Origin of the sequence: Actinorhabdospora filicis (genome assembly GCF_030269765.1) — a bacterium.
GTDB lineage: Bacteria > Actinomycetota > Actinomycetes > Mycobacteriales > Micromonosporaceae > Actinorhabdospora > Actinorhabdospora filicis.
In genome coordinates this window covers 398,702-419,471 of record NZ_BSTX01000002.1, presented here as the reverse complement: position 1 = coordinate 419,471, position 20,770 = coordinate 398,702, and the positions used below count along the sequence as shown (strand labels likewise).

27 protein-coding genes, 1 pseudogene and 1 riboswitch are annotated in these 20,770 nt (G+C 67.5%); of the genes and pseudogenes, 11 read left to right on the top strand and 17 right to left on the bottom strand.

Annotation, left to right across the window (positions count from 1 at the left end):
• The first annotated feature begins 43 nt into the window (after positions 1-43).
• Entirely contained in the window at positions 44-625 is a 582-nt protein-coding gene (locus tag QSK10_RS14770) for a putative glycolipid-binding domain-containing protein (RefSeq protein WP_285663366.1), read from the top strand.
• Here the strand turns inward: QSK10_RS14770 and QSK10_RS14765 are convergent.
• The 4 genes and pseudogenes from QSK10_RS14765 to QSK10_RS14750 form a co-directional block, all read right to left on the bottom strand.
• On the bottom strand, positions 555-935 hold the full coding sequence (locus tag QSK10_RS14765) for a DMT family transporter (RefSeq protein WP_285663365.1): 381 nt from the start codon (positions 933-935) through the stop codon (positions 555-557). The genes QSK10_RS14770 and QSK10_RS14765 overlap by 71 nt on opposite strands.
• A 1-nt stretch (position 936) precedes the next feature.
• A complete protein-coding gene (locus tag QSK10_RS14760; RefSeq protein WP_285663364.1) occupies positions 937-1,251 on the bottom strand; it encodes a DMT family transporter in 315 nt (104 codons plus the stop codon).
• A gap of 10 nt (positions 1,252-1,261) precedes the next feature.
• A riboswitch (guanidine-III (ykkC-III) riboswitch) is annotated at positions 1,262-1,325 on the bottom strand.
• Between the two features lie 152 nt (positions 1,326-1,477).
• Positions 1,478-2,263 (bottom strand): hypothetical protein, encoded by a 786-nt coding sequence (locus QSK10_RS14755; RefSeq protein ID WP_285663363.1) that lies wholly within the window; start codon positions 2,261-2,263, stop codon positions 1,478-1,480.
• A pseudogene (locus QSK10_RS14750) lies at positions 2,260-2,703 on the bottom strand (DddA-like double-stranded DNA deaminase toxin); the annotation flags it as partial. The gene QSK10_RS14755 and the pseudogene QSK10_RS14750, both read right to left, overlap by 4 nt.
• Before the next feature lie 276 nt (positions 2,704-2,979).
• Between QSK10_RS14750 and QSK10_RS14745 the strand changes: the two are divergent.
• Positions 2,980-3,468, top strand: coding sequence for a tetratricopeptide repeat protein (locus QSK10_RS14745; protein WP_285663362.1), 489 nt, complete (start codon positions 2,980-2,982; stop codon positions 3,466-3,468).
• Positions 3,469-3,963: 495 nt separating this feature from the next.
• On the top strand, positions 3,964-5,559 hold the full coding sequence (locus QSK10_RS14740; RefSeq protein ID WP_285663361.1) for an Hsp70 family protein: 1,596 nt from the start codon (positions 3,964-3,966) through the stop codon (positions 5,557-5,559).
• 38 nt (positions 5,560-5,597) lie between these two features.
• On the opposite strand, the gene QSK10_RS14735 is transcribed toward QSK10_RS14740, so the two are convergent.
• The gene (locus tag QSK10_RS14735; protein ID WP_285663360.1) at positions 5,598-5,981 is read right to left on the bottom strand and encodes a nuclear transport factor 2 family protein; all 384 of its coding nucleotides are present in this window, start codon (positions 5,979-5,981) and stop codon (positions 5,598-5,600) included.
• 135 nt (positions 5,982-6,116) lie between these two features.
• Here QSK10_RS14735 and QSK10_RS14730 point away from each other — a divergent pair, with 135 nt between their 5' ends.
• A complete protein-coding gene (locus tag QSK10_RS14730; RefSeq protein WP_285663359.1) occupies positions 6,117-6,446 on the top strand; it encodes a hypothetical protein in 330 nt (109 codons plus the stop codon).
• Between the two features lie 116 nt (positions 6,447-6,562).
• On the opposite strand, the gene QSK10_RS14725 is transcribed toward QSK10_RS14730, so the two are convergent.
• From QSK10_RS14725 to QSK10_RS14715, 3 genes are all read right to left on the bottom strand, one after another.
• The gene (locus QSK10_RS14725; protein WP_285663358.1) at positions 6,563-7,336 is read right to left on the bottom strand and encodes a maleylpyruvate isomerase family mycothiol-dependent enzyme; all 774 of its coding nucleotides are present in this window, start codon (positions 7,334-7,336) and stop codon (positions 6,563-6,565) included.
• 78 nt (positions 7,337-7,414) lie between these two features.
• A complete protein-coding gene (locus tag QSK10_RS14720; protein ID WP_285663357.1) occupies positions 7,415-8,737 on the bottom strand; it encodes an inositol-3-phosphate synthase in 1,323 nt (440 codons plus the stop codon).
• Positions 8,738-8,762: 25 nt separating this feature from the next.
• A complete protein-coding gene (locus tag QSK10_RS14715; protein ID WP_285663356.1) occupies positions 8,763-9,401 on the bottom strand; it encodes a hypothetical protein in 639 nt (212 codons plus the stop codon).
• Positions 9,402-9,534: 133 nt separating this feature from the next.
• Between QSK10_RS14715 and QSK10_RS14710 the strand changes: the two genes are divergently transcribed.
• Positions 9,535-10,002, top strand: a complete 468-nt coding sequence (locus tag QSK10_RS14710) for a hypothetical protein (protein WP_285663355.1) — start codon at positions 9,535-9,537, stop codon at positions 10,000-10,002.
• Between the two features lie 138 nt (positions 10,003-10,140).
• On the opposite strand, the gene QSK10_RS14705 is transcribed toward QSK10_RS14710, so the two are convergent.
• The 4 genes from QSK10_RS14705 to QSK10_RS14690 all read right to left on the bottom strand — a co-directional run bounded on the left by QSK10_RS14705 (position 10,141) and on the right by QSK10_RS14690 (position 12,411).
• Positions 10,141-10,671 (bottom strand): DUF6247 family protein, encoded by a 531-nt coding sequence (locus QSK10_RS14705; RefSeq protein WP_285663354.1) that lies wholly within the window; start codon positions 10,669-10,671, stop codon positions 10,141-10,143.
• Positions 10,672-10,922: 251 nt separating this feature from the next.
• The gene (locus tag QSK10_RS14700) at positions 10,923-11,141 is read right to left on the bottom strand and encodes a hypothetical protein (RefSeq protein WP_285663353.1); all 219 of its coding nucleotides are present in this window, start codon (positions 11,139-11,141) and stop codon (positions 10,923-10,925) included.
• A gap of 155 nt (positions 11,142-11,296) precedes the next feature.
• A complete protein-coding gene (locus tag QSK10_RS14695; protein ID WP_285663352.1) occupies positions 11,297-11,518 on the bottom strand; it encodes a DUF397 domain-containing protein in 222 nt (73 codons plus the stop codon).
• 32 nt (positions 11,519-11,550) lie between these two features.
• Positions 11,551-12,411 carry a helix-turn-helix domain-containing protein gene (locus QSK10_RS14690; RefSeq protein ID WP_285663351.1) on the bottom strand — a complete coding sequence of 287 codons (861 nt, stop codon included), beginning with the start codon at positions 12,409-12,411 and terminating at the stop codon, positions 11,551-11,553.
• A gap of 197 nt (positions 12,412-12,608) precedes the next feature.
• Between QSK10_RS14690 and QSK10_RS14685 the strand changes: the two genes are divergently transcribed.
• The 5 genes from QSK10_RS14685 to QSK10_RS14665 all read left to right on the top strand — a co-directional run bounded on the left by QSK10_RS14685 (position 12,609) and on the right by QSK10_RS14665 (position 14,685).
• Positions 12,609-12,920: a hypothetical protein gene (locus QSK10_RS14685; RefSeq protein WP_285663350.1), complete on the top strand. Its 312-nt coding sequence runs from the start codon at positions 12,609-12,611 to the stop codon at positions 12,918-12,920.
• Entirely contained in the window at positions 12,917-13,114 is a 198-nt protein-coding gene (locus QSK10_RS14680) for a hypothetical protein (RefSeq protein WP_285663349.1), read from the top strand. Before QSK10_RS14685 ends, QSK10_RS14680 begins: the two co-directional genes overlap by 4 nt.
• Before the next feature lie 118 nt (positions 13,115-13,232).
• Positions 13,233-13,919 (top strand): RNA polymerase sigma factor, encoded by a 687-nt coding sequence (locus QSK10_RS14675; protein WP_285663348.1) that lies wholly within the window; start codon positions 13,233-13,235, stop codon positions 13,917-13,919.
• Positions 13,916-14,170 (top strand): hypothetical protein, encoded by a 255-nt coding sequence (locus tag QSK10_RS14670; RefSeq protein WP_285663347.1) that lies wholly within the window; start codon positions 13,916-13,918, stop codon positions 14,168-14,170. The genes QSK10_RS14675 and QSK10_RS14670 overlap by 4 nt, the downstream gene beginning before the upstream one ends.
• A 50-nt stretch (positions 14,171-14,220) precedes the next feature.
• Entirely contained in the window at positions 14,221-14,685 is a 465-nt protein-coding gene (locus tag QSK10_RS14665) for an HIT family protein (protein WP_285663346.1), read from the top strand.
• A gap of 22 nt (positions 14,686-14,707) precedes the next feature.
• Here QSK10_RS14665 and QSK10_RS14660 read toward each other — a convergent pair whose 3' ends face one another.
• From QSK10_RS14660 to QSK10_RS14640, 5 genes are all read right to left on the bottom strand, one after another.
• Positions 14,708-15,715 carry a hypothetical protein gene (locus QSK10_RS14660; RefSeq protein WP_285663345.1) on the bottom strand — a complete coding sequence of 336 codons (1,008 nt, stop codon included), beginning with the start codon at positions 15,713-15,715 and terminating at the stop codon, positions 14,708-14,710.
• Between the two features lie 121 nt (positions 15,716-15,836).
• Positions 15,837-16,220: a hypothetical protein gene (locus QSK10_RS14655; protein WP_285663344.1), complete on the bottom strand. Its 384-nt coding sequence runs from the start codon at positions 16,218-16,220 to the stop codon at positions 15,837-15,839.
• 85 nt (positions 16,221-16,305) lie between these two features.
• Entirely contained in the window at positions 16,306-16,734 is a 429-nt protein-coding gene (locus QSK10_RS14650) for a hypothetical protein (protein ID WP_285663343.1), read from the bottom strand.
• A gap of 458 nt (positions 16,735-17,192) precedes the next feature.
• The gene (locus tag QSK10_RS14645) at positions 17,193-17,639 is read right to left on the bottom strand and encodes a HEPN domain-containing protein (protein WP_285663342.1); all 447 of its coding nucleotides are present in this window, start codon (positions 17,637-17,639) and stop codon (positions 17,193-17,195) included.
• Between the two features lie 53 nt (positions 17,640-17,692).
• The gene (locus QSK10_RS14640; RefSeq protein WP_285663341.1) at positions 17,693-18,823 is read right to left on the bottom strand and encodes a DUF262 domain-containing protein; all 1,131 of its coding nucleotides are present in this window, start codon (positions 18,821-18,823) and stop codon (positions 17,693-17,695) included.
• Positions 18,824-19,236: 413 nt separating this feature from the next.
• Between QSK10_RS14640 and QSK10_RS14635 the strand changes: the two genes are divergently transcribed.
• Complete coding sequence (locus QSK10_RS14635; RefSeq protein WP_285663340.1) at positions 19,237-20,760, top strand: S1 RNA-binding domain-containing protein; 1,524 nt, start codon at positions 19,237-19,239, stop codon at positions 20,758-20,760.
• The last annotated feature ends 10 nt before the right edge of the window (positions 20,761-20,770 follow it).

Here is a 20,770-nt window from a genome sequence, read left to right as displayed (position 1 = left end):
GCAACCATGCGGGCACCGGCCGTCCTCTGTGTATCGTCCCCGCATGACGCACACACGCACCTGGATCAAGCCCGAGGGCGCGGAGTACGCCAGCATCGACCTCGCCGCCGACCACCTGATCGCCACCGGCACCGCCGTCGGCGGCGACCCCATGCCCTACCGCCTCACCTACCGGCTGACCACCACACACGGCTGGGTCACCTCGCGGCTGCTGGTCGAGACCGAGGGCGGCTCCTGGCGCCGCCGCCTCGACCTGCGCCACCACGACGGCACGTGGACCATCGACACCGAGGCCGATGGGAGCCCCGACCTCCCGCCACCCGGCGGAGACCCGGCGGCACTGACCGGCGCCCTCGACTGCGACCTCGGCCTGTCGCCACTGACGAACACCATGCCCGTCCTGCGGGCGGGCCTCCTGCACGGCGGCGGGCCGGTCGACTTCCTCATGGCCTGGGTATCGGTCCCCGACCTCGCCGTGGTCCCCTCCACGCAGACCTACACCTTCGTCCGCCGCCTGGACGACGGGGCGTCCGTGCGCTTCGCCAGCCCCGGCTTCACCCGCGAGGTGGAGTTCGACGCGTCCGGCCTGGTCCGCGACTACCCGTCGATCGGCCGGGCGGTTTAGGCAGCAGCTTCAGCCCCGCCACCGCGCCCACGATCCCGGCGATGAACACCAGCTTCCACACCGAGACCGCCTCGGCACCGGTGACCATCGCGAACCCGACGGTCAGCGCGGCACCGATACCGGTCCAGACGGCATAGGCCGTGGCGATCGGAATGTGCTTCACCGCCCACGCCAGGCCCAGCATGCTGATCACCAGCGTCACGACGAAAACAGCGGTCGGCACCGGCCGCGACAACCCGTCCGAGCGCCCCAAAGCCGTCGCCCAAACGGCCTCGAAGACCGCACTGGCCAGCAGAATCAGCCACGGCATCTCAGCTCACCGCCTTGAGCCCGGCCACCGAACCGACGAGCAGCAGCAAAAGCAGCACCCTCGCCGTCGTCGCCTCCTCCTGCCCCCGCGCGATCCCCCACACCACCGTGAGAGTCGCGCCGACACCGACCCACACGGCGTAAGCGGTGCCCGCAGGCAGGTCGTCCATCGCATAGGCCAGCCCCGCCATGGAGGCGACGAGCGCGACGACGAAAAGGAGAGCCGGGCGCCATCGGCGCAGCCCGTGCGAGGCGGAGAGCGCGGCGGCCCACACCGCCTCCAGCACACCGGAGAGGATGAGAACGAGCCAGGACATGACGGACCCCTCTGAGTCAGTCTTGTCCGTGCGGGTACTGCTCCCTCGTCCGCAGCCCATGCCCAGGGCTCGTGATCAGCCTAGCCCGCGGGAGGTGCGGTGGCAGGGGTGGGCGTGGCGGCGTTCGCCACACGGCAGCCCGCGCCAGAGCCGCTGGCGATCCGCAACGGATCAACATGAGGGTACAAACCGAGTCGGCTGTCGCCGCAGCGCCAGTCGAGGGTCCTCACTCGGCTAGGGCGGCATCGGGCTCGGGCAGGGCGTCACTCTGGTCGCGTCTCCAGACGACCTGAATCTCCATGCCTCCGTGCCATGAGAACTCCGGCACCCACTCATTCCCAACTGGTGCATCGGCCCGGGTCCGCACCGTTGCAGACGCAAACCGCAAAGCCTCTTCGAAGGTTGGTCCGTCGCCCCCAGCCGCTGCGGTTGCAGCGGCGACCTGCTTCACCAGGGTGGGATCGACAAGCGGAGCAGCAGGGATCTCCTCAACGAGGCGGACACTCCCGACCTTCGTTGCCGCCCTATTCGCCAGATGAAAGGCAAGTGCCCGCTCAAGCCGCTCAGCGGGCCGAAACTCGGCCTCCGAGCCGGAGATCCCGGCCACGAACCAGGCCAGACACACTGCTCTGGTCCCCGTCATGGCGTACTCCTCGACCGCTTCCGCAGCGAACTTGGGAGTCACCCGGCACAACCGGCCAGGCACCACTGTGTTGGGTTCACCAGGCTGGACATGCACAGTCAAGTCTCGATGGTGCGATGCCGCGCCCGGCTCACACCCAACCTCCCCGCTTGGGAGCCATACGACATGTGCTCGACCCTCTTCAGCATCAATGTCGACCTGGAGCTCGGCACCGTCCACGCCCGCTTCTGACGGACCGCACAAGACACGCACGCCTCGGACACCAGAGGTGTACCAGCGGGTGGTGATCTCTTCGAACAGGTCACCAACGGCCTCGGGGCCTGCCAGCTCCAGGTCGTCCAGCCCCCACCAGGCGGTCCGTGTCGTCATTTCACCCCCTTCCCGGTGCCCCAATAGCTCCTGAAGTATCGCAGTTCAAGGCTCCTGCCGTTCTCGTCTACGCCACCAACGAACACGTGTATGGCCTTCCCCACGGGGATGATGTCTCGCAGCAGCTCCTCGCAGCCCTGCAACGACTCCGGTTCACTGCACGGTTCCCGACTCACCACAAGGGTGATCTCCCGTGGACCGTCCTCCAGCCGCAGTAACGCCGCGAAGTGCCCTTCCACGTGGGAGCGCACAACATCGAGATGCGCCCACTTCGGGTTGCGTCTGCCTGGGAAGACTCGCTCGTCGCGAACGGTTGCACGATTATCGGTCAGCTGCTCCTGGGAGCCGTTGCACACCGGTTCGGTGTTGATCGGCACCCCGTTCTCATCGAAGCCCGCACCCGCGACCTTTTGCCCTGGGTGGGGCGCACGATTCTCACGGCGTCGAGTACGGCCCTGGTGATCGGCCGCGGTGGCGTGTCTTCGTACGCGTTGGAGATGACCGGTTCGGTCGCGGCAGCTCCGATGGCCGCCTGGTAGTCCCCTAGCAGAGTCGCCGCGTCAACGCCTTCTGCATACCCACGGGTCAGCTGCTCATTGGCTTGCTGGACGCTCTGCGCCGCGTTCGTGGTGCGCTCGTCACCTGCCCCCTGAGTCGCCATCCGCTAACTGCCCAGCGGCCGTGCGGAACGCCTGACGTGCCTGCTGAAGGAGGCGTTGCCCCTCGGCGACCAGCTCTACGCCACGGCGAAGACCGGCTGCCACGCGTTCGAAGGGGCTCACTCAGTCAGGCTACGCACCGCCGCCGACTACCTCACCGACCGCGCCGACCAGCCCGGCAGCCCGCTCCACGACCAGCCCGTCCCCGACACCACCTGGACCATCCTCCAAACCCACGCCACACCCGAGCAGGCCGGCGTGATCGCCCAAGCCGCCTACCTCCGCCACCACCGCCCCGACATCGCCCTCTCCGCCATCACCCGCGCAGCCCAGACACCCGACGCTGCCCCCGGCGCGATGTACAACCTCGCGCTCCTGCTCACCGAGCGCGGAGACCTCGACGAGGCCGAGACCTGGTACCGCCGCGCCGCTGACACCGGAAACACCGACGCTATGAACAACCTCGGGCTACTCCTCAAGCAGCGCGGCGACCTTGATGAGGCTGGTGTGTGGTTCGAGAGGGCCCGTGAGGCCGGCGGTTCCTGACGGGTCGCCGCTGACATCGGGATGGCAGATCTCACGGAGGACAGCTCCGGCGCCACCAAGACCCGTCTCCTGCAACGAATCCGCACCGAACGGCCCGACCTGACCGAAGTCGATCCTTGCAACCCTCAGGTCAGTCGGAGCGACTGCTGCAATGATCACTGCATTCTCACACCTGCCGACTGGCCGGTGCGGTGGCCTCCACTCTCGAAGCGCTTGAACGCATCCCAGACGGTGCCTCCGGTGTCGATGTGGCGGCCCTGCACCACCCCGCAAGCGATCGGCGGTCTCGATCCACCGGGATACCTCACCGAGCACTTCACGGCCTTGCGGGACTTCCACACTGATGCCACGCGGCCCGGACTATTCATCCTGGCCCGGTGGGACTGAGGCCCCGCCACGCCCCACCCGGCCAAGACTCACCGGTGGACTCTCCGCGGCCTGGGCGTCCCGCCGCCCCGGCGCCATCCCTGGAGTCGGCTCGGTACCCTCCCCGCTGTGGCAAACTACCGGCTCGCCGTGGACTACGGCACTTCCAACACCGTGGCGATGCTGCGTTTCCCGGACGGGCGGGTTCGGCCGTTGCTATTCGACGGCTCGCCGCTGCTGCCCTCGGCGGTCTACGCGCAGCCCGACGGCGCCGTCCTGACCGGACGCGACGCCCAGCACAGCGCGCGGCTGGAACCCTCCCGGTACGAGCCGAACCCCAAGCGCCGCATCGACGACGTGGAGATCCTGCTCGGCGACCGTTCCTGGCCGGTTGCCGACCTCGCCGCGCACACCCTCGCGCGGGTCGCAGTGGAGGCGGCGCGCACGGCCGGTGGCCCGGTGACCGATCTGGTCATGACCTGTCCCGTCGAGTGGGGTCCGGTGCGGCGGCGGATGCTGTCGACGGCCGCCGAACGGGCGCGACTGCCGCGTCCGACGCTGGTCGCCGAACCGGTGGCGGCCGCCGCGTACTTCACCGCGAACCTCCACCACGAGGTGCCAGTCGGGCGCAGTGTGATCGTGTACGACCTCGGCGGCGGCACCTTCGACGTGTGCGTGGTGCGACGCGAGGCCACCGGCTTCGAGCCCTTGGCGTACCGGGGCGTCGACGACTTCGGCGGCGTCGATCTCGACGCCCTGGTCGTCGCCCAGATCGCCGCGGCCGTCCAGCCCTCGGCACCGGTGGAGTGGCAGCGGTTGAGCGAGCCGCGCGATCCCGCCGACCGCCGGCACTTCCGGACCCTGTGGGACGACGCCCGCAACGCCAAGGAATCCCTGTCCCGGCAGGCGAACGCGCACGTCCTCGTACCGGTCGTCGAACGCGACGTGCACGTGTCGCGCGAAGCCTTCGAGCACGCCGCCAAGGCCGCGCTGCAACGCACCGTCGACGTCACGATGGCCACGATCCGCGAGGCCCAGGTACGGCCGCCGGACGTGGCCGGGCTGTTCCTCGTCGGCGGGTCGACGCGGGTGCCGATGGTGGCGACCCTGCTGCACCAGACGACGGGGATGGCGCCGACCCTTCTCGAACAACCCGAGACGGTCGTCGCCGAAGGCGCCCTGCGGGCGGTGGCGCCGTCCACGCCCACCACCGCACCGGTACCCGCACCGCCGCCACAGCAACAGGTGCGGCCTCAGCCGCCGTACCAGGCGGCGCCGGTACCGCCGCCCAGGCGGCAGCCGTCGCCGTCCTACCCGCCGGCCCCGAACTTCCCGCCCGCGCCGAAGTCTCCCTCCATCGCGATCCCGGTGATCGCCGGTGCGCTCATGGTCCTCGGCGCGCTGATCCTGATCCTGACGCCGCTGGTCGTCACGGTGTACCCGGAGCTGATCCTCGCCGGTTGTGCCGTGGGTTCCCCGATCTTCTGCTTCGGCTCGGTTCTGCTCTGGCGGTACCCGAAGCTGCCGCTCTTCGCCCGCTACTCCGGCGCGTCGGCGCACCTGCTGATCACGATGTACTGGTTCACGATGGCCGAGAACGTGGGCGACAGGATGCACCCCAACGTGCAGGCCTCCGCACTGATACTCAGCGGTGTCACCTTCGTGATGCTCCTGCTGACAACGGCGGGCGTACGGATGACGCAGCGGAAGCGCAAGGGCGCCTGACCCCGCCCGGGGACGAGGCAACCCCTGCGGCCCCGGCGCTAGGGCGCGACCGGCGACCCGTGCGCGGCGGCGATCACCCAGCCGTCCGCCGACGGGACCCAGGTCCGCGTGTACGCCATGGTCGCCTCGATCTTGTCGCCGGCAAAGGTACCCACGAGGTGCAGGGTCGCCCGGGTGACACCGACTCCGTCGATGACCTGGACCTCACGGCTGACCTCGCCGACCTCGCTGAGCACGAGCGTCCGCCCCCGGTGCGCGGCCAGGTCGGCGGCCTTGTCGATCGTGGAACCGTCGGGGCCGGTGAAGCGGACATCTTCGTGCAGGAACGCGTCGAGCGCGGGCACATCGCTGTCCAGCAGCGCGGCCTGGAAGCGGCTCTCGGCCTCGTTCAGCGTGGTGGTGTCGAACCGATCGGTGTCCATGCCCAGAAACCACCCTTAGAGCCACTGGGCCCGAGCCCACAGCTGACCGACCGCCCGTCGTTGCTCGGCGGGTGTCAGCGCCGGCCATGCCTCGTGCAGGTTCCGGCCGCGAACCTCCGCGGTCACGATCCAGCCGTGACCCTCGACGGTGCCCTCCCCGAGGATTTCCGGGTGCCCGACCTCTGGCGGCAGAGCGCGCACGAGCGCGACCTCGCGCGCCATGTCGACGGGGGTGTGCGCGATCCGCACGGCGATGCCGTCACCGACCCACGTCGCGTTCGAGTACCCGTTCGCTCGCCGCATCCGCGTGAGGTCACCGCCGTGGTGGGCCGCCACTTCGGCGGCCAGGCCCTGGACGACGGCTACTCGGGACGGGTCGCGATGCCGGTCGAGTGGATGGGTATCCGCGCTGGGCTCTGCCACCATTCGGGAATCTTGGCACAGGCCGTGCGGGTGCTGATCTAGTGACTGAGCCCCTGCGCCCGATCGCGGACGGTGGCCAGACGGAGCAGCGGCTTCGGGGAGTCGTGCTCCATCGCCCGGCCGATCTCGCCGAACCCCCCGAAGTCGCGCCGGCTTCTCTAGGCGTCGGGGTCCCAGACGGCGAGCTGATCCATCGGCTCGGTGTCGCCGCTGATCTCCAGCCCGTTGTACGAGATGCGGTCGTAGAAGTAGAGGACCATGTCGCTGGCCGAACCACGCATCACCATGTCGCCGGGTTCGGCGTCGGCGGCGAGGTCGTCGCAGCGGACGCCGTCGGCGTTGAGGCTCACCCGCCAGGAGCCGCCCTCGGTGATGTGCAGGTCGATGGTCGCGGGCTTGAACGGCCACGGGACGGTCGTCGCCGAGACCATCGTGAGGAACTGGGGGACGCCGTAGACGGCGACCTCGGTCGGCAGCGGCTGCGGGGAGCCCAGGGTGACCTGGACGTCGTAGGTGTGGACGGCGAACTCCTGGACCTGGTGCCGGGCGATCGCGCCGCTGGTCTGCGGGGCCTGCGAGGTGCCCCACCAGGTCCAGCAACCCCGGTCCGGGCCCGCCTCGCGCATCGCGGCCAGCATCGACTGCGTCGCCTCATCCAGCCAGGCGTCCAGGGCTTCCCGGTCGCGCGGCGCGGTCGGAGCGCCCGTCGGGGACGTCTTCGCCGGAGGTTCCGCACCTGGTCCCGCCGCGACGATCGCGGCCTGTCGGCGACGGCCGTCACCGAGGTGCTGCGCCAGCTCACGCAGCGTCCAGTCCGGACAGGTCGGGACCTGGACGTCAAGGTCGGGCACGGAGGCGATCGCGGCGCGGAACCTCGCGGAACCGGCCTCGATCAGCCGCAGGGCCTCGGGAAACTCCAAGATGATTGGCACCGCGGATGTGTACCACGCCACTCCGGCCGCCGGATAGCGAATATACGAGGCGAGCGCGCCGGCGGCCGGGGGGAGCCGTCAGTCCTCGTAGTACTCCATCCCCAGGTGGGTGATCTGCTCCTCGCCCATCAGCCAGCGCAGCGTGTTCTTCAGCTTGGTCTGCTGGATGAACAGGTCGTGCTCGGGATAGACGCTGGGCGCGTGCTGGGGGCTCTTGAAGTAGAGCGAGAGCCACTCCTGGATGCCCTTGAGCCCGGCGCGCTGGGCGAGGTCGGTGAAGAGCACGAGGTCCAAGACGAGAGGTGCGGCCAGGATCGAGTCGCGGCAGAGGAAGTTCACCTTGATCTGCATCGGGTAGCCCAGCCACCCGGAGATGTCGATGTTGTCCCAGCCCTCTTTGTTGTCACCGCGGGGCGGGTAGTAGTTGATGCGGACCTTGTGGTGGAAGTCGCCGTAGAGCTCGGGGTAGAGATCGGGCTGGAGGATGTGCTCCAGGACGCCGAGCTTGGTCTTCTCCTTGGTGCGGAAGCTGTCGGGGTCCTCCAGCACCTCACCGTCGCGGTTGCCGAGGATGTTGGTGGAGTACCAGCCCTGCAGCCCCAGCATGCGGGTCTTGAGCATCGGCGCCAGCACGGTCTTGAGGAGGGTCTGCCCGGACTTGAAGTCCTTGCCGCCGATGGCGACACCGGTGTTGTGGGCGAGTTCGACCATGGCCGGGACGTCGGTGGTGAGGTTGGGTGCTCCGTTGATGAACGGCACGCCCTCCATGAGGGAGGCATAGGCGTAGAGCATCGACGGCGGGACGCTGGCGTCGTCGGCGTCGATCGCGGCCTCCAGCGAGCTCAGGTCCTCATGGGCCGGGCCGGGCTCGATGAACGTCTCGGTGGAGGCGCACCAGATCACCACCAGCCGGTCACAGGAGTGGGCCGTCTTGAAGGCGCGGATGTCGTCGCGCAGGGCCTCGGCCTGCGCGCGTTTACCGGTCGCGGTCTTGACGTTGGCGCCCTCAATGCGGCGCACGTAGTTCTGGTCGAAGACGGCCGGCATCGGCTCGATCGCCTTGAGCTCACCGGCGATCGGTTCGATGTGGGTGAGCCGGTCGAGGACGCCGCACTTCAGCGCGGCCTCGTAGGCGTTGTCGGCGACGGGGTCCCAGGCGCCGAAGACCAGCTGGTCGAGTCCGGCGAGCGGCACGAAGTCGCGGATGTGCGGGACGCGTCCCTCGGTGCGTTTGCCGAGGCGGATGGTGCCCATTTGGGTGAGTGATCCGACGGGCTCGGCGAGTCCGCGTCTGATCAGCTCGACACCGGCGATGAAGGTCGACGCGACGGCGCCGAGTCCGACGATGAGGACGCCCAGCCGTCCGGCGGCGGGTTCGATGTCGCGCTTGGTGGTTTCCATGGGGTCTCCAGTCCGAAGTGGTGGGTCAGTTCGCCTTGCGGCCCGGTGCCCGCGGGTACGACTCGCGCGGGAGGATGTCGGCGCCGAGCGCGGCGAGTCTTTGCAGCGTGTAGGCGGCGGCGTCGAAGGCGGTGCAGCCGTGGTAGATGCGGCCGTGGTCGTCGAAGAGCTCGCCGAGGAACTCGTGGCCGCCGACCTCGTCCTCGGTCCACTGGTCCCACAGGACGTGCCGGACGGCCTCGACGACGTCGGCTCCGGCATCCTGGAAGACGATCTCGCAGCCGCCGTCGTGGAGGGCCTCGATGAGGTGCTCGGCGGCCTTGGTCTGCATGCCCTCGGCGAGGCGCCCGTTTTCGTAGACGACGCCCGGGAAGTCGATCGGCGCCGAGGAGAAGTCGTCGGGACGCATGAACCGGAAGATGAAGGTCCGGCGCAGCGTCTCCTGGACGTGGTCGGCCATCATCGCCCGCCGCCCCTGCCCGGGACGGCGGCTCTCCCAGGCGCGGATCTCGGCGGCCCGCTCGGGGTCCCAGCCCGCGGTGTTGCCGATGACGACGTCGGGCTCGGGGAATCCCGGGTACCGCAGCCGCCACATGCTGACCGTCTTGGGCTCGACCTCGAACATCGCGGCGATGTCGGCCACGCCGAGCAGTTCCTTGACCACTTGCCCTCCACCCACAGGTTTGTAGAACAGCATCTACAAACTAGCGGAGGAACCGAGTTTGTCAACCATGGTCTACAAACTTCTGGGACCGCTCGCCACCGGCCCGGTTGCACCCCGTTGCTACAAGTGGCGGGTGACGAAGGAATACGCGGCACTCCTCGCCCAGGTCATCCCGGTCATCGCGCTGGCCGCCGCGATCGAGTTGAGATCCCTGGTACGGCGGTACGAACGGCTGCGCAAGGAGGCGATGTCCACGCAGGCTCCGGAGGGCGAACCGGGCGACCGTGCGGTCCGGCAGGTCGTCACCGGGGTCCTGGCATGGGCTCTGTGCGCGGTGTTGCCGGTGCTGGCGGTGAGCGAGGTTCGGGTGATCTCGGTGGTGGCCGGCCACAACGTCGCGTCGTCGGTAGGACCCGTGTCCGAGCAGGTGCTCACCAACGCGATCGCCGCGGTCTTCATGCTGCCGGCCATCGGGGCGGGCATCAGGCTGTGGCTGGCCACGACGAGGAAGAGGAGGAGCGTCAAGGTCAAGCTGGTGATCTCGCTGCTCATCGCGGCCTTGTTCCTGCTGCTGTCGTCCTTCCTGCGGTGGGTGTTCTAGCGGGTTCGCGCGACGACACCGTCCTGACCCGCGTCATCCGCGTCGAGCGGTACGGCTCGTAGTCGGCATCGTGGTCATCCGGATCACCGGTTGATCCGCGCCATTCCTTACGGGCTCGGCCGCGAAACCTGGCCCGGGTCACGTTCGACGGACGAGAGTTCCGTCGACGTAGAGATCGTCAAGTCGACCGTCTGCGATCGCGGTATCCACTCGCTCGATGAACGCCTCATCCCGGGCGAGATCATCTTCGGTGGCCAGCAGGGTGTGGTACCAGGCACTGGTCAGGCTCCATAGGCCATTCCAATCCCGTGCCCCGACCGCATCGCGGCACTCGGCCCCCCATGCGGCCTCGAACTCCCAGCGCTGCTCGTCGGGCAGTACGCCGGCGATCTCTGTGGCGGTCCGTCCACATGGCGGGGCACCCGACAGGCCGTTCACCGCACGTGGCAGACGCATCAGGTCGAACTCCGCACGCGTTGCCTGTGCTCGCGTTCCTCCACCTCCTGCGGCGATCCACCAGCGGCACACCATCAGCACCAGCGGCTCCAGATCCAGGTCAACGGCCGCAACGTGTAGTACTTGGGCCCACTCGCCATCGAAGGCCTCCCGACCCGTCGCATCGAGCCGTTGGTAGGTCTCCGCGCCGGTGAGGATTTCAGTCTCGTCCACCCAGCCAGTCTTGCGGCGAACACCGCGTTCAGGGTGCATTTCGCCTGTGTCGCCTATCGACAGCTGGGACCTCGTCAACCACGCCAGGGGCCCGGCCGGCCGAGCCATGAGCAACGACTTCTACACAGACCTCCAGGCCTCCGGCTCGCCACCGGGGGGGGCGCAGCCCACGGCAGGTTTCCAGGTCTCCAGCTCATCAAGGTGTCTGCCGGCGGCCAGCCGGTGGGTATAGGCGAGCGAGGGCCAGTGGGCTACAGGTCTGTGGGCTCAATAACGCTGTAGAGGGTGCGAGTCCAGACCAAGCGCTCTTGCTCATCGTGGCCGGGCGGGTAGTCGAGGATCAGCCGCCAGCCGGGCTCATCATCGGGCGGAGTCAGGCCGAGGCCGGCGGCGTAGTCGGCCACTTCCGATACCGAGGCGCCTTGCAGGAACTCAACCGCTTCGGCATACGCGCGCCTAGACAGGCTCATCGTTGCTGACCGCTCTCCCATTGGCCTCGCAGATCGTCGGGCGCTGCTCGTGAACATGGACCCCATGGCTCGCGATGTAGAGGGCCACGTTACGGCCATCATGCGGCGGGGCCGGACCTACCATCGCCCCGCGCCTCGCCGCCGACCATCCTTGCTCAGCGGCCGAGCGCGCCACCCTTGAGCAGGGCGATGAAGCCGGTCCAGTTGACGCGATCGGCCAACAGCACGGGGTAGCCCGATGCGGCGCAGTCCTTGGAGTCGCGGACGACGACGGCACCGTCCACCAGTGCGGTCTCGACACAGTTGGAGTTGCCGCCGCCACCGTTGCTGCGAGTGGAGCGGCGCCAGCGGGCGTGGGTGAGGTCGGGCTGGGCCATTATCGGCTCCCTGTTCGGTTGTAACTGCCGCCTCAATTGTCCCGCGCCAGAGCCTCCAGTAGGGCGGCGGAGTCTTTCTTGCCGAGCGCCTCGGCCCTGAGGTGGTCGAAATCCTGGTCATAGGCCCGGATCTCCTCGTCCTCCTCCAGGTACATACCCCCGGTCCGGGAGTCGAGGAAAACGACCTGCCCGGCGGGGTCGGGGAAGTCGATGATCGTGAAGGCACCGTCCATTGCCGGGTGCGGGCCGACGGACAGCGGCAGCACCTGGATCGTGACGCTCGGCAGCTTCGCCGCCTCGACCAGGTGGAGGAACTGCTCGTTGGCGACCGCCGCCGGGAGGGCCTTGGTGCGCAGAAGGGCCGCCTCGTCGATGATCGCCCAGAGGTGCACCGGGAATTCGCGGGTCAGTACCTGCTGCCGGGCGAGGCGAACGTCGACTCGCCGTTGCCGGACCTCCGCTGTTGCCTCCGGTGAGGTCACCTTCATGATCGCGTCGGCGTAGTCGGCGGTCTGGAGCAGGCCGGGGATGAACGCGGTCTCATAGTTGCGCAGGCCCTCGGCCTCGTCTTCGAGCCGGACGTAGACCCATCGGCGCTCGGGAACGATGTCCCGGTAGGCGTTCCACCAGCTCTTCTGCCTGCGGCGCGGCTTCACGAGTTCGATGAACTCAGCGCGCTTGTCCGCCGTCACGTCGTAGGCGTCGAGTAGGAACTTCAAGTCGTTCGGCGTCACGGAGTTCCGTGCCGTCTCGATCCGGCTGACCTTGGCTTCGGAGAAGTTGACGCGTTCGCTGACCTCCTTGCAGGTCAGGCCCGCCGCCTCTCGCAACATTCGCAACTCGGCGCCGATGATGCGCTGGCTGACGGTCGGGCCGAGCGGTCGCTTCGTCATTCGTCGGTCTCCCTCCTCCGTACGCCGGATCAGTGTGGCCGACGCCCCGCCCCCAGACGGGCATCGCACGCGTGTCGCGGCGCGGTGCACACAAAAGGTACACGCACAAACTACAGTCTGTCGCTATCTGTCCTTGCATCTAGTAGCGTCATGTGCCATGGTCGCTATGCAGCACCCGATCTACCAGGGAGTTTGCGATGGAACCAGCTGCACCGAATCCACAGCATCCGGTCCTCATCGATAAAGCGAAGCACATCCTGCGCGCCAAGCACGAACGGCCCGAGTGGCTCACCTGGGCGGCGGAACTCGCCGGCCACCTCTACCTCGCCGAGACCGAAGAGCAGCACGCCGAACACGGCGTCCCACCCGTCACCTCCGGCCTGAAGCGCTCCGACTGGTGCAGGCGCTGCAATGTGCGGCGACCATGCGGGCCCATCGCCCGGGCACGGGAGCTCGCGCGGATCGGCGGGCACGGCCACCACTCACATACGGCGGAAGGTGCGCGATGACCGACCTGCTCGCGGCCCTGCGCCGGGCCGACCACGACTCGCTGGCCACCGCGGAGGCCGAGCACGCCGCCTGCGGCGCCACCGGCGACTGCCTGCGCTGCTTCACGTCCGCACCCTGCGACTTGCTGCGCGCCATCCGGCTGGTCAACGGCCGCGACCCCGAGACGGGGTCCGCCGCGAAGACGAGCCCCTAGACCAGTGGCGGGCGCGATGCTCCCCGGCCCGCCCGCCACGCCCAGGGGGCCCGGACGAAGTGGGCACAGGTCCGGGCCCCCGCCCCCATCACCACGACTCTTCGCTCAGGAGAACGCCATGGACGTCACCGTCCACAAGCGGCCGAACCGCACCCGGGCCGAGCGCCTGCGTCCCCCGCGTCCCCGGGCCCGGTTCGCCGCCTTCGCAACCGCTCCCGCCCCGGACACCACCGAGATCACCTCACCGCCAGTGGCCGTCGCACGCGCGAAGAACGGCAGCAGCGAGGCATTCAGCGAGATCTACGCGCAGAACGTCGACCAGGTCCGCCGCGTCCTGCGCAACCGGATGTCCGGTCCGGCGCTCAAGGACCTCGATGATCTCGTCCAGGAGGTGTTCACCCGCGCATGGAAGGCGATCTCCGGGTTCGAGTGGCAGGGCAAGGACATCGGCGCCTGGCTGACGGTGATCGCCTGCAACCTGGTCCGGGATCATCACAAGAGCGCCTTCTCCCGGCACGTGACCTTGTCTCACGAGCCGGTATCACCGCAGCGCCCATGCCAAGAACCATCCCCCCACGAACGCTTCGTGCAGTCCACCGATCGCGCGGCCCTGTCCGCCGCCTTCGCCGAACTCACGGCCAGGCAGCGTGAGTGCCTCTTCCTGCGGTTCTACGCCGACATGAGCGTCGGTGAGACCGGCGAGGTCATGGGACTCACCAATGGCGCCGTCAAGGCCTTGCACTACCGCGCGATCCAGGCCCTCGCCCGGCTCATCCCGGCCGATCACGCCCCGGACGAGTCATGAGCACCATGGCCGGGAGGTCGCGCGTCGCACGAGTCGCGCTGTATCGCGAGGTCGACGTTTCCCGAGTCAGCGGCTGTGGCGTGATCGCCGATGGCGCCGTGTGGGACGACGGGAGCGCCGTCATCTACTGGCGCGGAACCACCAGCGGCATCCGGCAGCACGAGTCGTTTCGGCACTGGAGCGAGATCGAGGCCATCCACGGCCACGGCGGGCGAACGCGGTTGGTGTGGATCGACCCGCCACCGGCATGAGCCGCCGGTAATGATCATTCCTCCGTGGAACCCACATGCCAGGATCGCTCATGGACATCACCCACGAGCCGCCCGGATACCAGTGCCCGTTCTGCGTGCTGATCGCCGGTGGCGACACCGGGCTGACCGGGCAGGCCGACGTCCTGCGGCGCACGGAGGGGGCGACGGCGATCATGTCGCCACACTGGTGGCCGCGCAATCCCGGGCACGCACTGGTCGTCCCCAATGAGCATCACGAGAACCTGTACGCGCTTCCGGCCGAGGCCGGGTACGCGGTGATGAACCTCGTGCGCGAGGTCGCGGTGGCGATGCGGGAGGTCCTGGACGGCTGCCAGGGGGTCACCACGCGGCAGAACAATGAGCCTGCGGGCAATCAGGACGTGTGGCACCTGCACACCCACGTGGTGCCGCGCTATCCCGGGGATCGGCTGTACCGGGAGGGGCGGATCGCCCTGGTGGCGACCGAGGCGCGGCTGGCTTACGCGCGAAGGCTGCGGGCGGCGCTGAAGGGCTGATGCCCTGACCGGACCGCGCCGCTCAAACGTCCCATCCTTCGCGCCGGGCCTCCCACATGTGGTCGCGAGGCGGCTGGCTGGCGGCGTAAGCGCGGGCTCGCCGCGGGGCGTCCGCTGCGGCATCGGCGATCTTGACGAGGATCGCGCCGATGGCCAGGCCGACGATGGCGGCGCTCGCCGAGAGCAGGACGTCCTCGTCGGCGGCGTTGATGGGCGGGTTGCCCGCCAGGGCCGTCAGGAGCGTTCCCGTGCCCACCACCATGCTCATCATGATGACGGGCATCCCCAGGCACACCAGTGCGCCCAGTGTTCCCGCGATCCCGGAGGCCCAGGTGGTGACGCGCCGGTTGCCGGTCGCGTGGACGCCGAGTGCGGCCACGAGCAACGCCACCAGGGCGAGACCGAGCAGCAGCGCCGTGGGTTCTGTTGAGGTGAGGCGGATTCCGGCGACGATCGCCAGCGCCACCGCGCCCACTCCGAAGAGGACGCCACGGCCTGAGGGTGCCAGGGCCAAGGCGCAGCCGAGGACGACGACCGTCCCCAGGACGCCGATGAGCGCACCGGCGACGGTCAAGCTCGGCTCGGTGTCGGTCGGGGACTCGATCGCGGCCCCGATGCCCGTGGTCACCGCCGCGACCGCACCGGCCAGGATCAGTGCGGTTCGGTTCGCGTGCGTCCCCTGTGGCCTGGCCGCCAGCCACGCGGCCACCATCGCCGCCACCGCGATCGTCGCGGTGATGACGGCGGCCCGGGTACCGGAGAGCTCGGCGCGGTCCAGGGCCACGTCGACGCCGACCCACGCCAGCGCACCGGCGGCCCCCGCCGCGACCCGACGCCAGTCGCCTTTGACCGCCCAGACGAAGGCGGCCAGGGTAAGCGCGATGAGCATCAGCCGTGCGTCACGCGCCCAGTAGGTGTTGGTCGAGCCGAACTGTTCTGGTTGCGTCGCGGGTTGCACGATCGCGATGCCGATCGCCCAGCCGATCGCTGCGACGATCGCCACCGTCAGGGAGACCAGGCGAGAGATCATCCTGTGACGGTAGCCTACATAGCCCTCGGGTGGAACTCCCGAGATCGACGAACCTCTCCTTTGGACACTCCACTGTCCGGGGCGTGCCCGCCGGGTGGGGTTCCACCCGGCGGGCACGATGTCAGGCGACCAGGCAGAACGTGGTCTCGCCCAGGCCCCACTTCTTGGCGTGTCCGCAGACGAGCCGTCCCTTGGCGACCCAGACGCCGACGTCGCGGCCGGTCTCGTGCTCGTCCATGGCGTGCCGCTCGAAGTCCTCGGTCGGCCCCCATATGTCGAGGTCGCCCTTCGCCAGCCAGATGCTGTTGATCGAGGCGTGCTCGTCGCGGATGTAGACCTGGTTGCCGGAGGTGTACTTGTACATCGCCAGGCAGAGCGCGCCGTCGCAGCGGGCGTCCATGACCCAGCCGTCGGCCGCCTGGGCGGGCGCGGCCGACACGACGCACAGGGTGAGAGCGGCGGCCAGGGCGGCGGCCACTCCGGTGATCTTTCGCTTCAGGTTCATCGGATCCCCTCCATCGGATGATTGCGAGAGGAGTCTGGGGCGGGGACCGCTGTCCCGGCGATGCATTTGACGGTGAACGAAAGGTCTACTTCGGTGTCCCCAACCCGAGCCACCAGCGGCCGTCTTCCAGGAACACCAGCAGCGCATCGCTGTAGGAGGGGCCGCCACCGCCCGTGGTGGCGGTGAAGCGCATGGTCCAGTAGTTCGTGGTGTCACCGCCCACGAACTCAAGGGACGAGAAGTAGAGCCGTTGGCCGCCTCGCGACGCCAGGATCTGCGCCACGGCGGTCTCCGCCTCGTAGCTCGCCGGCACCAGGTCCTCGATCGCGGCGGGGCTGGATTCCCCGATCCCGGCGAGGAGGGCCATGGCCACCTCGTACGGGCTGTTCCCCGCCGGTCGGGGGCCGGAGTCACCCGTCGCGCCGAGGAAGTAGCCGCCGAACACACCGGCCGCCACCAGCACCGTGACACCGATCGAGGCGAGGAGAGGCAGTGGCTTAGCCGTCGGACGCATGAATCGATGCTCCCATTCGGGCACGGTTAGTGCGGTGACCGGGAAGGTTTACCGACTGGCTGGATGGGTGGTGTCCACCGTGGAGCAGCTCCGAGGTGGTCCTGGCTGTGTCGGTACGCCCCAGGCGTTGGTCGCTGGTCAAGGGGCAGTGGTTGCAGCAGGTTCTGCACTCAGACAGCCTTCGTACTGCTCGTCGATGGCGCCTGCGGTTTCGATGATGCGGGGGTCGAGCAGGACCAGCGACTCAGGGACGCCGGGGGCGTAGGCGATACGGCGCAGTCGATGCCGATCTGTGGAGCGGCCATTCCCATGCCCTTGCCGAAGTTGTGCGTCTGGGCGACGCGATCACAGCAGGCGATGAGGTCGTCAAGACGCGGCGGGCATCATCGGCTTTGTCGGGGAGCCGGAACGTGTCAGGAGTGGTATAGCAGAACCACCCACAGCTTCACGAGTTGGCCTTAGTTTGGCTTCAGTGCGTCGATAAACCAAGCCGCCACACGTTCTGCCGCACCCTTCAAGGCCAGAGCCTTCGATTCAGTAACACCTTCGTTCAAGCCATGAGCGATCTTGTTTCTTCTATCCACCAGGAACGCTAGTTCGCGCGACAGTTCCTCATCGTTACTATCTAGCAAACGAGAAAGATCTTCCCAAAGATCCACCCCGAATCGGCGCACCAGATCGAGAAGATTGGCCTTTGACGGATTCCTCGTCTTTTCAAGCCACGTTAGAGAGAAATCCTGTATGCGTCCACCGGACTTCTGACGAACATGTTCGCGCGTTACCTCGTAAACTACTTGCTCGAGATACCCACATATTCTGACCACAAAGAATCGCGTAAGCCAGACCTGCTCCCCCAACGGCCGCTTGCTGGGCCGTTGACCTATCGCGTCAGCAAGCTCGTCCAATTGGAGCTTAAGACCATAAAGCGATTGAGGTGGCCAACTCTTCCCAGCCATAGCTATAATGACTCGTTCATGAACTGATCCGACGCCAGCGCCACTCGCGTTCGAACATACTCCTCAGTCGCAGTACTTCCCGATATCACACGTGATAGGCGATCATTCTTGGCCAGCGCGTCGATTCCGGTCTTCACTTGCGAAGCGATTATCTCCGATATGCTTAGACGGCGCATCAAGCCCACAAACAGGGCTTCAGTAAGCGCGGTGTTCACCTGAGTACTCTGGTATCGAATCGCCGCAGGACCCGCAGCCGCAAGCAAGAGACTTGCAGCATCCGAGAACCGAGCACGCAGCTCCTCCACATTAATGTCTTCAAGGAATCTGTGAGCACCGAGGAAGTCGTTTAGGAACTTCTTCAACGGTACTTCGTAGCCATCCAGATTGAGATAGAGAGCGATGATGCGAAGAATAAGCTCTTGATCCCGAACTCGCGGAGACCTCTTGCCATAGAGCGCCCGCCAATTGGGCAGACCATTTAGCTCCGTTAGCAAATCAACAAACGGACCAGGATACAAAGCAATTCTAATCTCATGGGGAGTGAGCTGAGTGCCACCAGCGTTCAAGCGTTCAAAAACCTGATAGATGGCTTCGAGTGATTCAGTCGTGCCGTCCGTCTTGACGATCGTAGCCTGAATGAAGGTGTTGTCGAGCTGGCGCCGGAGCTCAGTGGGCAAGCTTCGGTAGGTAAGGCCCTTAAAATCGGACGCAACATTCTGAAGTGCAAACTCTTTCCCGGCATGCACTCCAGAATAGAACGAGCTGAGCGTACGCAGTCGCTGCTGACCGTCAAGAACAAGATAACGCTTGTCAACCTGCTCAACTAGCATAATTCCCGGAATTGGGTATCCAAGCAGCAAGGATTCAATAAAGCGATCCATTTGTGGTCGGCGCCACACAAAAGCTCGCTGAAACCCGGCAACCTCAAGAGTTGGATCACCGTGCCCGAATGTAGGAATAACGATATCCCCACGATCAAGTCGACGTACTAGCCCTTCCACATCAAAGTCAGCCCCGGAGTACGAAACAGGGCGGGCTTCAAGTTCAGCCTCCGCAAGCTCCGCCACCTCCTCTGGAGTCAGGTCGGGACCCTCTGAACTAGCTTGACCTTGAACACCCTGGGGCTGATCCATGAACACATGCTACGCACCTCATCGCTCGTGGACGAGACGGATGGTCTGATCATCTAGGGGCTCATCCAAGGCGCCGCGGCCTCCCCACGGGCGATCATCCTGCGAATACACCACCCCGCCACCTTCGACGCTCGCACGCGAGCTAGGCCCGTCAACTCAGGCGATGAAGTCATCAGCATCGTCGCTAGCGCGCCGCACTCTAGAGGCGATGCTACTCAAAACCCGCGGCAAGCTCGGCTTCACCTACAACATGTCCCGAGACGGACGACAGTTCACGATCATGCTCGTCCAATAGACCTCCGCCAGCGATGGCGTCGGGCACTGTCCGCTGATAGTTGACCGGCGGACGGGCAGCACGTGGCCGACATGCCAGCTCAACAACTACATGCGGAGCCGTCCGTAAACTCGCGCTCGTGTCCGTGCTCCCATACGTCTACCGCGTCACGAAATACGATCCCGCCGATCGCGACGAGCACGGCGTCTACATCGGCTCCGCCGAGCCGGTCGGCGACCAGGGACCTGTCGAGTCGGCCTACCTGCAGGCGGTGGCCGCCTTCGCCGAGGCCATCGGCGTCGACCACCTCGTCGTCCGCGAGCCGCAGATCGCGGCCGGTCTCGGCTTCGGAGTGGAACCGGCCGTGGAGGGCCACGGACTGGCCGGGCTCTTCCCGCCCGACCTCACCGGTTTCCACGACGGCGCGGAGGTCTCGCTGGCCCTGGGCCTGGAACTGGTCCGGGCGATGCTGCGCGACAGTGGCACGTGGTGCCGTCTCGAAGTGGAGGGCGTGTTCGCCGTCCATGTCGGGTGGGACCAGTACGTCTACATCGGCGGCGACCGGCCCTGCGAGGACGCGCTGGCCCGCGTCGCTGAACTCGGCCTGTTCGCCGAGCGCGTGGAGGCCTCTCCTTACGCGGCCGACCATGACGAGCCGGGTGAGCAGCGTCCCGCCGACGACGACTTCTGGGCGCGGCTGCACTGGCTGGTGATCGGCTTCCGGGCGGCGATCCTGGAGGAGACCTATGTGGACCATGCCACGCGCTGGCATCGGCTCGATGGCGGGTCCCTCGATGAGGTTCGTGCCCGCTTGAGGCCCCGTGCGCGGCTGGCCGTCTGGCCGGACCTGTCCGCCGACGTCGGCGCCGTCCTGGCCGGTCTCTCCGAGGAGGGCATGATCGAGCTGGTCTGGGAGGACGAGGACGGCGTGATCACCAGCGCCATCGCCGACGAGACCCGCCTCCCCGAACTCACCGCCCGGGTCACCGGTGCCCGCGCGGCGGCCGCCCTGTCGGTGTACTCCGATGAGCGCCGCCCTCTGCTCACCGCCGTCCTGCCCGACGCTGACGGTGTCCTGCGCGCCCGATGGCGGACCGAGCCGACCGCGAGCGACCGCGACTGGGCCGTCCTGAAGACCCTGCGGCCGGGTCAGATCGTCACCGGGACGGTGACCGAGATCGCGCCGTTCCTGGTCACGTTCGTCGACATCGGCGGCTTCACCGCGATGATCAACATTCCCGAACTGTCCTGGCGGATCGTCAGGAATCCCTCCGAGGTGGTCGGTGTCGGCCAGGAGATCACCGCCGTGATCCTCGGCGTGGACATGGCGCGCGAGAGCGCTTGGCTGTCGCTGAAGGCGCTGCTGCCCGATCCGATGGCGGACCTCGTGCGGCGGGTCGGCGAGATCGTCACCGGGCCCGTCACGAAACTGCTTCCCTTCGGCGCCCTCGTCCGCATCGAGGACGCCGAGAACGGCTTCGAGGGGCTGGTACCCAACGGCGAGCTGGCCGAGGAGCACGTCGAGCGACCCGAGGACGTCGTCCAGGTCGGCGACATGCTCACCGTGCGGATCATCAAGGTCGACCTCACCCTGCGCCGGATCACGCTGTCGCGCAAGCAGACACACGCCGCCGCCCACCCGGACGGGCACCCTCCTTCCTAACGGGTGAGCA

Coding starts and splice junctions, on each gene's coding strand:
- QSK10_RS14770 (WP_285663366.1), top strand. CDS start 44: ATGACGCACACACGCACCTGGATCAAGCCCGAGGGCGCGGAGTACGCC.
- QSK10_RS14765 (WP_285663365.1), bottom strand. CDS start 935: ATGCCGTGGCTGATTCTGCTGGCCAGTGCGGTCTTCGAGGCCGTTTGG.
- QSK10_RS14760 (WP_285663364.1), bottom strand. CDS start 1,251: ATGTCCTGGCTCGTTCTCATCCTCTCCGGTGTGCTGGAGGCGGTGTGG.
- QSK10_RS14755 (WP_285663363.1), bottom strand. CDS start 2,263: ATGACGACACGGACCGCCTGGTGGGGGCTGGACGACCTGGAGCTGGCA.
- QSK10_RS14735 (WP_285663360.1), bottom strand. CDS start 5,981: ATGGACACCGATCGGTTCGACACCACCACGCTGAACGAGGCCGAGAGC.
- QSK10_RS14720 (WP_285663357.1), bottom strand. CDS start 8,737: ATGGAAACCACCAAGCGCGACATCGAACCCGCCGCCGGACGGCTGGGC.
- QSK10_RS14700 (WP_285663353.1), bottom strand. CDS start 11,141: ATGAGCCTGTCTAGGCGCGCGTATGCCGAAGCGGTTGAGTTCCTGCAA.
- QSK10_RS14695 (WP_285663352.1), bottom strand. CDS start 11,518: ATGGCCCAGCCCGACCTCACCCACGCCCGCTGGCGCCGCTCCACTCGC.
- QSK10_RS14690 (WP_285663351.1), bottom strand. CDS start 12,411: ATGACGAAGCGACCGCTCGGCCCGACCGTCAGCCAGCGCATCATCGGC.
- QSK10_RS14685 (WP_285663350.1), top strand. CDS start 12,609: ATGGAACCAGCTGCACCGAATCCACAGCATCCGGTCCTCATCGATAAA.
- QSK10_RS14680 (WP_285663349.1), top strand. CDS start 12,917: ATGACCGACCTGCTCGCGGCCCTGCGCCGGGCCGACCACGACTCGCTG.
- QSK10_RS14675 (WP_285663348.1), top strand. CDS start 13,233: ATGGACGTCACCGTCCACAAGCGGCCGAACCGCACCCGGGCCGAGCGC.
- QSK10_RS14670 (WP_285663347.1), top strand. CDS start 13,916: ATGAGCACCATGGCCGGGAGGTCGCGCGTCGCACGAGTCGCGCTGTAT.
- QSK10_RS14665 (WP_285663346.1), top strand. CDS start 14,221: ATGGACATCACCCACGAGCCGCCCGGATACCAGTGCCCGTTCTGCGTG.
- QSK10_RS14660 (WP_285663345.1), bottom strand. CDS start 15,715: ATGATCTCTCGCCTGGTCTCCCTGACGGTGGCGATCGTCGCAGCGATC.
- QSK10_RS14655 (WP_285663344.1), bottom strand. CDS start 16,220: ATGAACCTGAAGCGAAAGATCACCGGAGTGGCCGCCGCCCTGGCCGCC.
- QSK10_RS14650 (WP_285663343.1), bottom strand. CDS start 16,734: ATGCGTCCGACGGCTAAGCCACTGCCTCTCCTCGCCTCGATCGGTGTC.
- QSK10_RS14640 (WP_285663341.1), bottom strand. CDS start 18,823: ATGGATCAGCCCCAGGGTGTTCAAGGTCAAGCTAGTTCAGAGGGTCCC.